The organism is Microbacterium sp. No. 7 (genome assembly GCF_001314225.1).
Classification (GTDB): Bacteria; Actinomycetota; Actinomycetes; order Actinomycetales; family Microbacteriaceae; genus Microbacterium.
This window is the reverse complement of sequence record NZ_CP012697.1, coordinates 507,984-521,353: the sequence shown is the minus strand read 5'-3', so window position 1 is coordinate 521,353 and position 13,370 is coordinate 507,984. Positions and strand designations below refer to the sequence as shown.

14 protein-coding genes are annotated in these 13,370 nt (G+C 73.7%); 7 read left to right on the top strand and 7 right to left on the bottom strand.

The features are described 5' to 3' along the window. Positions 1-29 precede the first annotated feature (29 nt). A complete protein-coding gene (locus tag AOA12_RS02325; RefSeq protein WP_054679603.1) occupies positions 30-1,223 on the top strand; it encodes a thiolase family protein in 1,194 nt (397 codons plus the stop codon). Positions 1,224-1,257: 34 nt separating this feature from the next. Then, a complete protein-coding gene (locus AOA12_RS02320) occupies positions 1,258-2,019 on the top strand; it encodes an SDR family NAD(P)-dependent oxidoreductase (protein ID WP_054679600.1) in 762 nt (253 codons plus the stop codon). An 81-nt stretch (positions 2,020-2,100) separates the two neighbouring features. Here the strand turns inward: AOA12_RS02320 and AOA12_RS02315 are convergent, their stop codons facing one another. From AOA12_RS02315 to AOA12_RS02305, 3 genes are all read right to left on the bottom strand, one after another. After that, positions 2,101-3,531 carry an aldehyde dehydrogenase family protein gene (locus AOA12_RS02315; RefSeq protein ID WP_054679596.1) on the bottom strand — a complete coding sequence of 477 codons (1,431 nt, stop codon included), beginning with the start codon at positions 3,529-3,531 and terminating at the stop codon, positions 2,101-2,103. 2 nt (positions 3,532-3,533) lie between these two features. After that, positions 3,534-4,613, bottom strand: a complete 1,080-nt coding sequence (locus AOA12_RS02310) for an LLM class flavin-dependent oxidoreductase (protein ID WP_054679593.1) — start codon at positions 4,611-4,613, stop codon at positions 3,534-3,536. Between the two features lie 108 nt (positions 4,614-4,721). Then, on the bottom strand, positions 4,722-6,023 hold the full coding sequence (locus tag AOA12_RS02305; protein WP_054679590.1) for a hypothetical protein: 1,302 nt from the start codon (positions 6,021-6,023) through the stop codon (positions 4,722-4,724). A gap of 230 nt (positions 6,024-6,253) precedes the next feature. On the opposite strand from AOA12_RS02305, the gene AOA12_RS02300 reads away from it, so the two are divergent. Genes AOA12_RS02300 through AOA12_RS02290 form a run of 3 tightly spaced genes read left to right on the top strand, consistent with a single transcriptional unit; the run spans position 6,254 to position 9,170 of the window. After that, positions 6,254-7,282, top strand: a complete 1,029-nt coding sequence (locus AOA12_RS02300; RefSeq protein ID WP_054679587.1) for a putative F420-0 ABC transporter substrate-binding protein — start codon at positions 6,254-6,256, stop codon at positions 7,280-7,282. After that, positions 7,279-8,349: a putative F420-0 ABC transporter permease subunit gene (locus AOA12_RS02295; protein WP_082405866.1), complete on the top strand. Its 1,071-nt coding sequence runs from the start codon at positions 7,279-7,281 to the stop codon at positions 8,347-8,349. Before AOA12_RS02300 ends, AOA12_RS02295 begins: the two co-directional genes overlap by 4 nt. Beyond that, positions 8,346-9,170, top strand: a complete 825-nt coding sequence (locus tag AOA12_RS02290) for an ABC transporter ATP-binding protein (protein ID WP_054679584.1) — start codon at positions 8,346-8,348, stop codon at positions 9,168-9,170. The genes AOA12_RS02295 and AOA12_RS02290 overlap by 4 nt, the downstream gene beginning before the upstream one ends. 107 nt (positions 9,171-9,277) lie before the next feature. On the opposite strand, the gene rraA is transcribed toward AOA12_RS02290, so the two are convergent. Next, the gene (rraA, locus tag AOA12_RS02285; protein WP_054679581.1) at positions 9,278-9,745 is read right to left on the bottom strand and encodes a ribonuclease E activity regulator RraA; all 468 of its coding nucleotides are present in this window, start codon (positions 9,743-9,745) and stop codon (positions 9,278-9,280) included. A 280-nt stretch (positions 9,746-10,025) separates the two neighbouring features. Here rraA and AOA12_RS02280 point away from each other — a divergent pair, with 280 nt between their 5' ends. Further along, a complete protein-coding gene (locus AOA12_RS02280) occupies positions 10,026-10,607 on the top strand; it encodes a nitroreductase family protein (RefSeq protein ID WP_054679578.1) in 582 nt (193 codons plus the stop codon). A gap of 58 nt (positions 10,608-10,665) precedes the next feature. Here AOA12_RS02280 and proC read toward each other — a convergent pair whose 3' ends face one another. Then, the gene (gene proC / locus AOA12_RS02275; RefSeq protein ID WP_054679575.1) at positions 10,666-11,496 is read right to left on the bottom strand and encodes a pyrroline-5-carboxylate reductase; all 831 of its coding nucleotides are present in this window, start codon (positions 11,494-11,496) and stop codon (positions 10,666-10,668) included. A gap of 97 nt (positions 11,497-11,593) precedes the next feature. Between proC and AOA12_RS02270 the strand changes: the two genes are divergently transcribed. Then, positions 11,594-11,878: a hypothetical protein gene (locus AOA12_RS02270; protein WP_054679572.1), complete on the top strand. Its 285-nt coding sequence runs from the start codon at positions 11,594-11,596 to the stop codon at positions 11,876-11,878. 111 nt (positions 11,879-11,989) lie between these two features. Here the strand turns inward: AOA12_RS02270 and AOA12_RS02265 are convergent, their stop codons facing one another. Both AOA12_RS02265 and AOA12_RS02260 read right to left on the bottom strand, forming a co-directional pair. Further along, entirely contained in the window at positions 11,990-12,445 is a 456-nt protein-coding gene (locus tag AOA12_RS02265) for a hypothetical protein (protein ID WP_197281035.1), read from the bottom strand. Between the two features lie 247 nt (positions 12,446-12,692). Further along, positions 12,693-13,262, bottom strand: coding sequence for an NADPH-dependent FMN reductase (locus AOA12_RS02260; protein ID WP_054679566.1), 570 nt, complete (start codon positions 13,260-13,262; stop codon positions 12,693-12,695). Between the last annotated feature and the right edge of the window lie 108 nt (positions 13,263-13,370).

Genomic DNA, 13,370 nt, shown 5'->3' with positions numbered 1-13,370 from the left:
GCACCGCGTGCATCCGAAGAAGGAGAGAAATGGTCAACGCAGTCATCGTCGATGCCGTCCGCATCGCGTCAGGACGGGGCAAGCCCGGGGGCGCCCTGTCGGGCATCCATCCGGTCGACCTCGGCGCGCACGTCGTCGCGGCGCTCCGGGAGCGCAACGGGCTCGAGCCCGATCAGATCGACGATGTGATCATGGGCGCGGTCGGCCAGGTCGGCGACCAGAGCACGAACCTCGCCCGCAACGTCGTGCTCGCCGCGGGCCTCGACGAGTCGGTGCCCGGCGTCACGATCGACCGCCAGTGCGGCTCGAGCCAGCAGGCCGCGCACTTCGCCGCGCAGGGCGTGATCGCGGGCGCCTACGACATCGTCATCGCGGGCGGCGTGGAGTCGATGAGCCGCGTGCCGATGGGCTCGTCCACCGCGGGCGGCACGCCGAACTCGCCGCGCATCCACGCCCGCTATCCCGAGGGCCTGGTGAACCAGGGCGTCGCCGCCGAGCTCATCGCCGCGAAGTGGGGCTACGACCGCGCCCGGCTCGACGAGTTCGCCGCGCTGTCGCACGCCCGCGCGGCCGCCGCGCTGGAGGCCGGCCTCTTCGACTCGACCACCGTGCCGATCTCGGTGGAGACCGCCGACGGGCAGACGGTCGTGCACACCGTCGACGAGACCGTGCGCGCCGGCACGACCGTCGAGAAGCTCGCGGGCCTGCCCGCGTCGTTCCGCGACGAGGCGATCGCCCGGCGCTTCCCGCAGGTCGGCTGGAACATCACGCCCGGCAACTCCTCTCCCCTCACCGACGGCGCCTCGGCCGTGCTCATCATGAGCGAGGAGCGCGCGAACGCGCTCGGGCTCACGCCGCGGGCGCGCTTCCACTCCTTCGCGGTCGTCGGCGACGACCCGCTCTACATGCTGACGGGCCCGATCCCCGCCACACGGCGGATCCTGGAACGGTCGGGGCTCCGCATGGACGACCTCGACGCGTACGAGGTCAACGAGGCGTTCGCCTCCGTGCCGCTCGCGTGGGCCGAGGAGCTCGGCGCCGACCCCGAGAGGCTCAACCCGTGGGGCGGCGCGATCGCGCTGGGCCACGCGCTCGGCTCGTCGGGCACGCGACTGCTGGGCACGCTGCTGGCGCACCTCGAGGCGACCGGAGGCCGCTACGGCCTGCAGACCATGTGCGAGGGCGGCGGCATGGCCAACGCCACGATCATCGAACGACTCTGACCCGCCGCACGACGGCTCGATCCGAAGGAGAAACATGCGAATCGAAGGCGCCCACGCCCTCATCACCGGCGGGGCCTCCGGGCTCGGCCTCGCGACCGCGCGCCGTCTGCTCGCGCGCGGCGCGCGGGTCTTCCTGCTCGACCTGGCGTCGTCGCCCGGCGAGCAGGTCGCCCGCGACCTCGGCGAGAACGCCCGCTTCGTGCCCGGCGACGTCACGAGCGTCGACGACGTCGCCGCAGCCGTGGCCGCGGCGTCGGAGGACGGTCCGCTGCGCATCGTGGCGAACTGCGCCGGCGTCGCGACGCCCGGCAAGCTCGTGGGTCGCGACGGCCCGCTGTCGCTGGAGGCCTACATGCGGGTCATCAGCATCAACCTGGGCGGCACGGTCAACGTCGCCGCGCAGGCGGCGGCCAGGATCGCCGAGACCGAGCCGATCGACGGCGAGCGCGGCGTCATCGTGAACACCGCGTCGGTCGCCGCCTACGAGGGCCAGATCGGTCAGATCGCGTACGGCTCGTCGAAGGCGGGCGTCGTGGGGTTCACGCTGCCCGCGGCCCGCGAGCTCGCGCGCAGCCTCATCCGCGTCGTCACGATCGCGCCGGGCCTGTTCGAGACGCCCATGATGGCGGGACTCCCCCAGGACGTGCAGGACTCGCTCGGCGCCGCGACGCCGCATCCGGCCCGTCTCGGCCGGTCGGACGAGTACGCCGCGCTCTTCGAGCACATCGTCGAGAACCCGATGCTCAACGGCGAGACGATCCGCCTCGACGGCGCCGTGCGACTGGCGCCGAAGTAGGCCGCGATCGAGACGATCGCCGGAACGATGCGGCCGGTCCCCGATCACGGGGCCGGCCGCATCGCCGTCTCCGGAACGTGCTCAGAGCTGCACGGCCTTGGGCTCGAGGAACTCCGCGATGCCGTGCGCGCCCAGCTCGCGCCCGACGCCCGACGCCTTGACGCCGCCGAACGGGGCGCGGGGGTTGAAGGCGGCGCCGTTGATGTCGATCTGGCCCGCCCGGATCCGGCGGGCGACGGCGAGGGCGTGCTCCCGGCTCGCGCTCCACACCCCGCCCGCCAGGCCGTAGTCGGTGCCGTTGGCGATGCGCACGGCATCCTCCTCGTCGGCGCAGGCGATGACGCACAGCACGGGTCCGAAGACCTCCTCGCGAGCGATCGTCGCGTCGGGGGCGACATCGGCGAGCACGGTGGGCGCGACGTGGAAGCCCTCGGCGGGCACCTCGGCATCGGGCCCGCCGACGAGCACGCGCGCGCCGTCGCGGACCGCCTCGCGCAGCAGGCCGAGCACGCGCTCGCGCTGCCGCTCCGACACGAGCGGACCGAGCGTCTCGCCCGCGCGGTGCCGCACGGCGAACTCCGCGACGGCCGCCTCGACCGTGCCGAGGCGATGCGCCGGCACGAGCAGCCTCGTCCACGCCGTGCACGTCTGCCCCGAGTTGAGGAAGCAGTTGGCCATCGTGACCTTGACCGCGGTGCGCAGCAGCTCGTCGTCGACGTCGTCGAGCACGATGCTCGCCGACTTGCCGCCGAGCTCGAGGGCCACGCGCTTGACGGCCCGCCCGGCCGCCGCGCCCACGTCGCGTCCGACGCGCGTCGACCCGGTGAACGAGACCATGTCGACGTCGGGATGGCGCACGAGGTGCGAGCCGACCTCGCCCGCCCCCACGACGAGGTTGTAGACGCCCGCGGGGATGTCCGACGCGTCGACGGCCTCGGCGATGAGCCGTGCCGACAGTGGTGTGAGCTCCGACGGCTTGTGCACGACGGTGCAGCCCGCCACGATGGCGGGCGCGATCTTGGCGACCGCCTGGTGCACGGGATAGTTCCACGGCGTGATCGCGGCGACGACGCCCACCGGCTCCCGGATGATCAGGCTGTTGCCCACCTCCTCGGGGTGCGCCAGCGCCGCCGCGGCCTCGATCGTCGCGGCGGTCACCGCGACAGGGAGCCCGGCGTGGATCGCGCGCGCGATCTTCTCGGGCGCGCCGAGCTCGAGCGTGATCGCGGCGACGATCCGCTCGGCGCGCGCCTCCAGCGCACGCTGGAACGACGCCAGCGCGCCGGCGCGCTCCTCCCACGCCGTGGCCGACCAGCCGGGCAGCGCGGCCACGGCGGCGGCGACGGCGTCGTCGACCTCCTCCGGGCTCACGGCGCGCACCGTGGCGACGGCCCGCGCCGTGCGGGGATCGACGACGACGTGGGCGGTGCCGCTCGCGCTCTGCCAGCGGCCGCCGGAATACCGGCCGTCGAAGGAATCCTGCAGCCAGGGCGTCTCGTCGGTCGCGCGCATCGTCATCCTCTTCCCTCTCGACTCGGTCCCTCCGCACGCGTGCCGCCGGAGGCGCCGCGCACGGCGCGGGCCACGGCCCGCAGCGCGTCGGTGAGCTCGTCGAGCGGGTTCACCGTGCGGAAGATGATGTCGGTGGCCCCGGCATCGGCATACTCCGCGATCGTCTCCGCGCACTCGGAGGGGGAGCCGTACACGGCCACGCGGCGCACGACCTCGTCGGGGATCCGCGCCGCCGCGTCGTCGATGCGGCGCGCGACGTCGGACGTGACCTCGAGCAAGCCCCAGTCGAAGTCGCGCGAGACGGCGGCGCCCAGGCGCTCCGCGAGATGCGGAAAGCCGAGCAGCACCGACGTGAGCCCGCCGGCGACCATCCGCAGCCCCGCCGCGCGATCGTCGGCGACCGCCAGATACGCGTGATAGACGACCCGGATGCCAGCCGGGTCGCGTCCGGCCGTCTCGGCCGCCCGGCGGATGCCGGCGACGTCCTCCCGCAGGAGCTCGGGCGTGAGCATGATCGGCAGCCAGCCGTCGGCGATCTCGCCGACGAGGCGCTTTCCGCGCGGCCCGTTCGTGCCCAGGAGGATCTGCGGCGGACGCGCGCCGGCGGGCTGCTGGAGGTAGGCGTCGCGCAGCCGCACGCCCTCGCCGTCGAGCGTGACGGGCCGGTCGATCGACGACGTGCCGAGCGCCCGCAGCGCCCGCACGGTGTCGCGCAGCCGCGCGAGCGGGCGCTCGCGCGCGATGCCGTACGGAGCGAGGTTCATCGCCTCGCCGCTGCCGATGCCCAGCAGCAGCGGGGCGCCGGTCATCGCCTGCACCGTCATCGCCTGCTGGGCGAGCACGGCGGGGTTGCGCCGGAAGGCGTCGGTGACGGCGACGCCGAGCTGCCGGCCCGGCACCGCGCCGCTCAGCGCCGCGAGCGCCGTGAACGGCTCGAACACCGGCGCGTCCACGGGGAAGCCGGTGATGTGGTCGGCGATCCACAGCGTGTCGAGGCCCGCGTCGTGCAGCGACCGCGCCTGCTGCACGAGCTGGCCGACGGGGCCCCGCCGCAGGGCGATGCCCAGGCTCGGTGGCGTCATCGGTGGTCCTCCTCTCCTCGGCGGACCGCGCCGCCTCCGGGCCGTCGTCGTGACCCGGAGGCGGCGCGGCGCGCTATCCCGACCGCGTGCGCGCGGATGCTGCGGGCATCACGATCCCGGACGGTGGGCGAGCAGGACCTCGTCGAACATCCGGTCGGACCAGCCCTGCAGGTCCCACGCCTCGAACTCGCCCGCGCGCACCCATTCGCCGAAGTCCTGGTCGGTGCCCAGGCCGAGGTCGTCGTCGACGATGCCGGTCCACTTGGCGGAGGCGTCGCGGTACGACTGGAAGTCGAAGCCGGCGCTCTCGATGCCCGCGTAGAGCTTCTCGTTCGCCTCGTCGACGGCCGTGACGGCGGCCGGGCCGAGCTGGAAGACGCCGCCGCCGCTCGTCGAGGCGAGGTCGAACGAAGGCTGGATGCGCGCGTAGTTGGCGATCGTCTCGTTCTTCATGATCTCGTCGAGCTTGTCGAAGATGAGCTGCTGCGCGACGAGCGGCAGCGACTCCCACCGGTCGACGTTCACGCCCAGCGAGTAGAGCGGGAACGAGATCGACGTCTGGTCGGACACGTAGATGTTCGGCACGAGCGGCACGAGCCCGCCCGCGTCGGCGGCGACGATGCTCGTGACCGCGCAGTTGATCGCCCCGCGCTCGAGCGCCTCGTACTGCTCCGTGAACGGCATCGCGACGGGCGCCATGCCGAGCGCCTCGGCGGCCGCGGTCTTGCCGGTGCCGCTGACCGACGCGACGCGCCCGTCGAACCCGGGGTCGCCGTCGGCCGGGTTCGCGCAGAGCAGCGCGGTGAAGTTCACGGCGGGAACGCCCGGGAGGAGGTATTGGATGCCCTCGTCCTTGACCTCGTCGATGAACTGCTCGTCGCCGAGCAGGATCTCGCTGGCCCACGACGCACCGATGAGCGTCGAGGTCGGCGAGGTCGGGTCGAGCTGGGTCGCGTCGCTCACGGAGTTGGCGAGCGGGAAGATGTCGGGCTCGTACGACGTGATGAAGTACCCGATGTCGAGCCGGCCGTCGGCGAGCGCGTCGTCCCACTGCGTCGCGTCCGGGACGAACGCGTTCGCGTACCCGATCTCGACCTGAATCTTGCCGCCCGACCACTCGTCGAGCGCGGCGACGAACGCCTCCGTGCTGACGTTCGCGAAGCCACCCTGCGCCTGGCTGACCTGCGTGCGCAGCTTGATGGGCTCGATGTCCTCGAACGCCTTCTGGTAGTCCTCCTTGGTGGCGCCGAAGGGAAGCCCCTCGGCGGGCGTGTCACCGCCCTCGGGCGGAGCCGAGGAGCTGCTGCCGCCGCCGTCCGACTGCCCACCGCAGCCGGCGAGCAGCAGGGCGGTGACGCCGATGCCGACGCCGCACAGGGCCGTTCTGGACCTCTTGCCGTGAGTACGCATGATGCCTCTTTCGTCTCGTCGTTGAGTCGCGCCCGTGTCGCTGTGCCGGGCATTCCGCCATCGTATTCTTATGGTGTGATTAGTTCAATCATTTTGCGAGATTTGTGATCTTCGCAACCGCGCCGCTACACTGCCGATGTAGTCGAAATGACTGCCTCACGCGGTTCCTCCTCGCGGACTGCAGACCCTCGCGCTTCTCACGCGCGTTCACGCTGCCCCCTGGAGGAGACATGTCGCGAACCCGCACCGTCCTTGCGGCCCCCGCCCTGACCGCCCTCGCGCTCGCCGCCGTCCTCACCGGATGCGGCTCGGCCGGCCCCGACGCCGGTGCGGCATCGCCCGCCGGCACGGCGTCGTCCGCCGGCACGACCGGGAGCGCGGCGCCGGCCGCGCCCGTCGAGCTCGACAACTGCGGCACGACCGTCACGGTGCCCGCCTCGCCGCCCGAGCGCATCGTCGCGATCAAGTCGTCGTCGCTCGAGCTGCTGCTCGCCCTCGGCGCGGGCGACCGCATCGTCGGCAGCGCCTTCCTCGACGGGCCCGTGCCCGCCGACCTGGAGCACGCCGCGGCGGGCATCCCGGTCATCTCCGACAAGCTCCCGTCGCAGGAGGCCGTGCTCGACCTCGAGCCCGACCTGGTGTTCGCCGGCTGGGAGTCGAACTTCTCCGCCGACGGCGCCGGCGAGCGCGCGACGCTGCACGGCCTCGACGTCACGACCTACGTGTCGCCGGCGGCGTGCAAGGCACCGGGATACATGCCGAACCCGCTCACCTTCGACGACGTCTTCGCCTCGTTCGCCGAGGCGGGCCTCCTCGTCGGCGCGGAGGACGCCGCGGCCGCGCTCGCCGAGGAGCAGCGCGCGCTGCTCGACGGGCTCGCCGCCGACCCGCGCGGGCTGACGGCCGTGTGGTACTCGTCGGGCCGCGACCAGCCCTATGTCGGCGCCGGCATCGGCGCCCCCGCGATGATCATGGAGGCCGCCGGCCTGACGAACCTCTTCGGCGACGTCGAGGACACCTGGACGTCGACGTCGTGGGAGGAGGTCGCCGACCGCGACCCCTCGGTGCTCGTGCTCGTCGACTCGGCGTGGAACTCCGCCGCGTCGAAGATCGAGCTGCTCCGGGAGAACCCCGTCACCGCGACGCTGCCCGCCGTCATCGAGGAACGCTTCGTGATCGTCGACTTCCCCGCCAGCGAGGCCGGCATCCGCAACGTCGACGCCGTCGCCACGATCATCGGCCAGCTCGGAGGGCTATGACGCTCACCCGCCCGCGCCCCGCGTCGACGGCCGCGCCCGCTCCTCCGCCACCGCCGCGACGCGCGCTCACGGTGCCCGTCGCGGCGGTGCTCGTGCTCGCGCTCGCGGCGTCGGTCGCCGTCGCCGTCGCGATCGGCTCGGCCGACATCGCGCCCGGCGACGTCGTCGCGACGGTGTGGGCGCACCTCACGGGATCGCCCGGCCCGCTGTCGGCCACGCGCGACGCGATCGTGTGGGAGCTGCGGATGCCGCGGGTGCTCACCGCCGCGGCCGTGGGCGGCGGGCTCGCGGTGTGCGGCGCCGTCATGCAGTCGCTCACGCGCAACCCGCTCGCCGACCCCTACCTGCTCGGGCTGTCGTCGGGCGCCTCCACGGGCGCCGTGATCGTCATCGTGCTGGGCGTGGCCCTCGCCCTGCCCGTCGCCGCCTTCGCGGGCGCCTTCGTGGCGCTGCTGCTCACGCTCGGCCTCGCCCGTGCCGCGGGCAGCGTGTCGTCGACGGCCGTCATCCTGGCGGGCCTCGCCGTGTCGGCGGTGCTGTCGGCGCTCACGAGCCTCGTCATCTTCTGGAGCGCGACGGGCGACAGCTACCGCGAGATCCTCGGCTGGCTGCTCGGCATGGTCGCGGGCGCGACGTGGGCCGACGCGGGCCTCGCGTTCGCGGCGGTGCTGCTCTGCGGCATCCCGCTGCTCGCGTCGTCGCGCCTGCTCGACGGGCTCGCGCTCGGCGACTCGGCCGCCCTCGCGCTCGGCGTGCCCGTCGGCCGCCTGCGCCTGGCGCTGTTCGCCGTGACCGCGCTGCTGACGGGCGTGCTCGTCGCGGTGAGCGGGTCGATCGGCTTCGTCGGCCTCATCCTGCCGCACGCGGTGCGGGCGATCGTGGGCCTGCGCCACCGCGCCGTGCTGCCCGTGTCGTTCCTCGCGGGCGCGACGTTCCTCGTGTGGGCCGACACGGCCGCGCGCACGCTGTTCGACCCGCGCGAGCTGCCCGTCGGCATCCTCACCGCCCTCATCGGCGGCCCCCTGTTCGCCGTGATCCTGCTGCGCCGCCGGGCGACGATGTCATGAGCACGGCGGATGCCGGTGGCGGTGTGAACGCGGCGGATGCCGGCGGCGCGAACGACCTGCGCGCCGAGCGGCTGCGCATCGCACGCGGCGGGCGGATGCTCGTCGACGGCGTCGACGTCACCGCGACCGGCGGCACGGTGACCGCGATCGTCGGCCCGAACGGGGCGGGCAAGAGCACGCTGCTGCGGCTCATCGCGGGCATCCTCGCGGCCGACGACGGCGCGATCGCGATCGGCGACACCGACCTCGCGGCGCTCGGCCGACGCGCCCGCGCGCGCCGCATCGCCCTGCTCGAGCAGGAATGGGTCGCCGCCGACGGCCTGCGCGTGCGCGAGGTCGTGCGCCTCGGCCGCCTGCCGCACCAGCCGCTGCTGGGCGGCGAGTCGTCGGCCGACGACGCGATCGTCGCCGACAGCCTGCACCGCGCGGGCGCGACGGCGCTGGCCGACCGCGACCTGGCGGGCCTCTCGGGCGGCGAGCGCCAGCGCGTGAACCTCGCGCGCGCCCTCGCACAGCAGCCCGACGTGCTGCTGTGCGACGAGCCGACGAACCACCTCGACCTGCGCGCCCAGCTCGACACCCTCCGGCTGCTGCGCGCCGTCGCACACGCCGGCACGACGGTCGTCGCGACCCTGCACGACCTCAACCACGCGGCCTCGGTCGCCGACCGCGTCATCGTCGTCGCGCACGGCGCCGTGCGCCACGCGGGCGCCCCCGCCGACGTCCTCACAGCCGACGTCGTCGCGCACGTGTGGGACGTTCCCGTCGAGGTGCTCCCGCACGCCGACGGGCGCCCCCTCATCGTGCTCGGCCGCGCCTGACCGCGGGCGCGGGGATCGATCGGCGTCAGGATCGGCGCGTCAGGGGCGGATCGGCGCGTCAGGGGGCTGCCCCCTCGTCGGCCGACCGGCCGACCGGGGACGATGCCTCACCTCTCGACGAGGATGCCGTCGCTGTCGGCCCACACCCGCTTGCCGGGGACGAAGAGCACGCCCGCGATCTCGACCACGACGTCGACGTCGCCCACGCCGTCCTTCGCGCTCTTGCGCGGGTTGGAGCCGAGGGCCTTGACGCCGAGCGGCAGGCCGCCGATCGCCTCGCGGTCGCGGATCGCGCCGTTGACGATGATGCCCGCCCAGCCGTTCTCGACCGCCGACGCCGCGATGAGGTCACCGACGAGCGCCGACTCGAGCGAGCCGCCCCCGTCGACGACGAGCACCGCGCCCTCGCCGGGCGTCGCGAGCGTCGCCTTGACCAGCGCGTTGTCGCGGAAGCACCGCACGGTGCGGATCGTGCCGTCGAAGGCGGTGTTGCCGCCGATGTCCTGGAACTGCAGCGACACGGAGTCGAGCTCGTCGCCGCGGTCGTCGTAGAGGTCTGCTGTCGCGATCGTCATGGCATCCACGCTATGCCGCGAGCATGTCGCGCAGATCACACCGGCCGTGGGAAGTTCCCCGGGTCTTCTGCTGAGGAAAACCCTTCGCACGCCCATGCCCCCTCCCCGCCCCTCTCCCCCACCCCACCCGTTCAGCCGCGGCAAACTGCGGGTCGCGCGCGTCACAACCCGCAACATGCCGCGGTTGAAGGACTTGTGGGGAACAACGAGGCGGTGCGGACGGTTGGATGGGATGGGCCGAAGGCGTCCCGAGCATCTGTTCCTCTCCACCAGGAGCGTCATGAGCCCCATCCTCGACCGCACGGCCGTCACCGACGCGCCGATCCTCGATGTCCTCGCCGAGCGCTGGAGCACTCGGATCTTCGACCCCGTCACGCCCGTCGACGAGGCCGCGCTCGCGAGCGCGCTGGAGGCCGCGCGCTGGGCGCCCTCGGCCAACAACTCGCAGCCGTGGCGGTTCGTCGTGGCGCGACGCGGCAGCGACGCGCACCGCACGATCGTCGAGACCCTCATCGGCTTCAACCAGTCGTGGGCCGCCGACGCGGCCGCGCTGGTCGTGTTCGCGACGACGACCGCGGTCGACGGCAAGCCCCTCACCTGGGCCGCCTACGACGCGGGCCAGGCGGCCGCGTTCTTCACCGTGCAGGCGCACGCCGCGGGGCTGCACACCCACCAGATGGGCGGGTTCGACCGCGAGGCGATCGGCGCCGCCTTCGGCTTCGGCGAGGGGATCGCGGCCGTGACCGTGATGGCCGTCGGCGCCCTGGGCGACGTGGCCGCGGCATCCGACGCGCTGCGCGAGCGGGAGCTCACCCCGCGCACCCGACGCCCCGTCGCGGAGTCGGTGCTGCTCGACGCGTAGCCGCGCAGCAGCCCGCGCCGCCCGGCAGCCCTAGCCGCACGGCAGCCCGCGCCGCCCGTCAGCCGGCGGCGAGCTCGGCCGCGCGCACGACGGCGGCGCGCGTCGCGGCATCCAGGATCGTGCCCAGGTCGGCGGCGTCGAGCACTTCGAGCGCGGCCTGCGTCGTGCCGCCGGGGCTCGTCACCTGCCGGCGCAGCACGGCGGGGTCCTCGCCCGTCGCGGTGAGCAGGTCGACGGCGCCGCGCACGGTGCCCTCGACGAGCAGCTTCGCGTCAGCGTCGGAGAAGCCGCGGGCGCGGGCCGCCTCGACGAACTTCTCGATGAAGTGGAAGACGTAGGCCGGACCCGACCCGGAGATGCTGGTGAGCGCGTCGATGCGGTCCTCGTCGACGACGAGCACCTCGCCGATCGTCGCGAACAGCTCCCGCGCGCGCTCGAGGTCGCGCTCGCCCGCGCGGGCGCCCGCCGCGATGCCCGTGACTCCCGCGCGCACGCGCGCCGGCGAGTTGGGCATGACCCGCACGACGGCGACGGATGCCGGCAGGTGCGCCTCGAGCACCTCGGTCGGCACGCCCGCGGCGATGGAGATGACCGTGGCATCCTCGGCGAGCGCGTCGCCGATGTCGGTGAGCAGGTCGCGGATCTGGTGCGGCTTGACCGCGACGATCACGACGCCCGCGCCCTCCGCGGCGCGATGGTTGGCCCGCGGGTCGGCGGCGCCGTCGAAGCCCGTGACACCGTCGGCCCGGCTCAGCTCGGCGACGCGCTCCGACCACTGGTCGGAGATGCGGATGCCGCCCTGCACCTCGATCCCCGAGGCGACGAGCCCGTGCAGGATGGCGCCGCCCATCGCGCCGACACCGAGAATGGCCACCGCGGGAAGGGTCATGACAGCTCCTCTGCTGGGATCCTGACGAGGTCGTGGGGGTCGATCGGGCGCGAGATCCCGCTCCCCGAGACAGCTTAGGCCCCGGTAGGGTCACGGCATGGGCCTGTTGCACGCGACGAACACGCACCTGTACCGCGGCGCCCGCCTGCAGGCGCCGGACGGCTTTCCCGCGGAGCCCGGCCCCGTGCGCATCGTCTTCCGCGACGACGCGGAGGTCGACGCGGAGCTGCGGCCGGGCGAGCGCGACGGCGAGCTGCATCTCGCGGTGCCCGCGCATCGCACGGCGGCGGGGCAGGACATCGCCGCCAAGCGCTGGCGCATCGCGCGCGTGGAGACGGATGCCGGCGTCGAGACCGCCGTGATCGGCGAGCGCCTCGGCTGAGCCCCCGATCTGCGGCTGAGCCCCCGACCTGCGGTTCGACCGCGGCATTGTGCGGGTCGCGGGCGCGATCACCCGCACAATGCCGCGGTCGAACCGGGTGGTGGGGCGGGTTCATCCAGGGTGGCGGTGGGTGGCGCCGCGGATGGCTGTGGTCAGGGTGGCGACCCAGGCGACGGCCGCGACGAGTGCCACGAGGGTGAAGATGAGGTGCGACGCGGATGCGGGGAGGTTCGTCCAGGCCATGAGCGCTGAGCGCTCGGCGCCGGAGTCGCCGGCGTCGGGCAGCGCGATGGCGCAGACGACGAGGGCGGCCCACAGCACGATGCTCGAGACGGCGTAGGCGCGGCGCACGGTGCGGGCCGCGCGGGCCTCGCGGTCGAAGAGCGTGACGAGCGGCGGCACGAGCATCAGGACGACGAGCGCCCAGCCGGCGAGGATGCCGAGGAACGCGATCCGGCCGAGCTCGGCGCCGAGCAGACCGCGGCCGAAGAACACGAAGAACGGCAGCACGACGGCGAGGACCCACTGCAGCACGACGACGACACGTCCGGACGACACGAGAGGCATGGTCCGACGGTAGCGCGGCGCCCCGCTGATGCGGCCGGGGGCGACGCGGACGCCCCGTGCGACCCCGTGCGACGCGGACGCCTCGGGCGGCCCGCACCGCGGCATAGTGCGGGTCGCGGGCGCGGTCACCCGCACAATGCCGCGGTCGAACCGGGTGGTGGGGCGATCCGCCGGAACGCGACGACCCCGCCCGCTCGCGGGAGCGAGGGGCGGGGTCGGCGCTCGCGAGTCGGCGGATGCCGGTGCGTCAGGCCGCGGCGGACACCGTCGCGTAGCGGTCGATGAGGGCGACGAACGCGTCGAGGTACGCGCGGAGGAAGGCGGCGGTCTCGGGGTTCGTGACCTCGCCCTCGTCGGTGAACAGGCCGGGCAGCGACTGGATGTAGCCCTCGGGCTGGCCGAGTGTCGGCGCGTTGTAGTGGCTCAGGATGGCCTTGAGGTGCTGCTGCGCCGCGGCCGTCGCGATGCCGCCGCCCGAGGTGCCGATGACAGCGGTCGGCTTGCCGTCGAACGAGGCCTGGCCGTAGGGGCGGGCCGACCAGTCGAGGGCGTTCTTGAGCACGCCGGGGATCGAGCGGCTGTACTCGGGCGTCACGATGATGACGCCGTCGACGTCGGCGATCGCCTGCTTGAAGTCGCGGGCGACCTGGGGGAAGTCGCCGTCGAGGTCGGGTGAGTAGAACGGCAGGTCCTTGATGGGGATCTCGACGAGCGTCGTGCCCTCGGGGGCGAGACGCGCGAGCGCCGTCGCGAGGCGGCGGTTGATCGAGGTCGACGAGATGCTGCCGACGATGTATCCGATGGTGCGTGCGGTCATGGTTCCTCCTGACGAATGCGTGCGCCCGCGATGAGGACCACCGTGGACGCTTCCGAGGGGATCAATCGCGCGGCGCCGAGATGTATTCCCGCGAATGCGATGTTACGA

Excerpts from the sequence above, each read along its gene's own strand:
- AOA12_RS02325 (WP_054679603.1), top strand. The coding sequence starts at position 30 with ATGGTCAACGCAGTCATCGTCGATGCCGTCCGCATCGCGTCAGGACGG.
- AOA12_RS02320 (WP_054679600.1), top strand. The coding sequence starts at position 1,258 with ATGCGAATCGAAGGCGCCCACGCCCTCATCACCGGCGGGGCCTCCGGG.
- AOA12_RS02315 (WP_054679596.1), bottom strand. The coding sequence starts at position 3,531 with ATGCGCGCGACCGACGAGACGCCCTGGCTGCAGGATTCCTTCGACGGC.
- AOA12_RS02310 (WP_054679593.1), bottom strand. The coding sequence starts at position 4,613 with ATGACGCCACCGAGCCTGGGCATCGCCCTGCGGCGGGGCCCCGTCGGC.
- AOA12_RS02305 (WP_054679590.1), bottom strand. The coding sequence starts at position 6,023 with ATGCGTACTCACGGCAAGAGGTCCAGAACGGCCCTGTGCGGCGTCGGC.
- AOA12_RS02300 (WP_054679587.1), top strand. The coding sequence starts at position 6,254 with ATGTCGCGAACCCGCACCGTCCTTGCGGCCCCCGCCCTGACCGCCCTC.
- AOA12_RS02295 (WP_082405866.1), top strand. The coding sequence starts at position 7,279 with ATGACGCTCACCCGCCCGCGCCCCGCGTCGACGGCCGCGCCCGCTCCT.
- AOA12_RS02290 (WP_054679584.1), top strand. The coding sequence starts at position 8,346 with ATGAGCACGGCGGATGCCGGTGGCGGTGTGAACGCGGCGGATGCCGGC.
- rraA (WP_054679581.1), bottom strand. The coding sequence starts at position 9,745 with ATGACGATCGCGACAGCAGACCTCTACGACGACCGCGGCGACGAGCTC.
- AOA12_RS02280 (WP_054679578.1), top strand. The coding sequence starts at position 10,026 with ATGAGCCCCATCCTCGACCGCACGGCCGTCACCGACGCGCCGATCCTC.
- proC (WP_054679575.1), bottom strand. The coding sequence starts at position 11,496 with ATGACCCTTCCCGCGGTGGCCATTCTCGGTGTCGGCGCGATGGGCGGC.
- AOA12_RS02270 (WP_054679572.1), top strand. The coding sequence starts at position 11,594 with ATGGGCCTGTTGCACGCGACGAACACGCACCTGTACCGCGGCGCCCGC.
- AOA12_RS02265 (WP_197281035.1), bottom strand. The coding sequence starts at position 12,445 with ATGCCTCTCGTGTCGTCCGGACGTGTCGTCGTCGTGCTGCAGTGGGTC.
- AOA12_RS02260 (WP_054679566.1), bottom strand. The coding sequence starts at position 13,262 with ATGACCGCACGCACCATCGGATACATCGTCGGCAGCATCTCGTCGACC.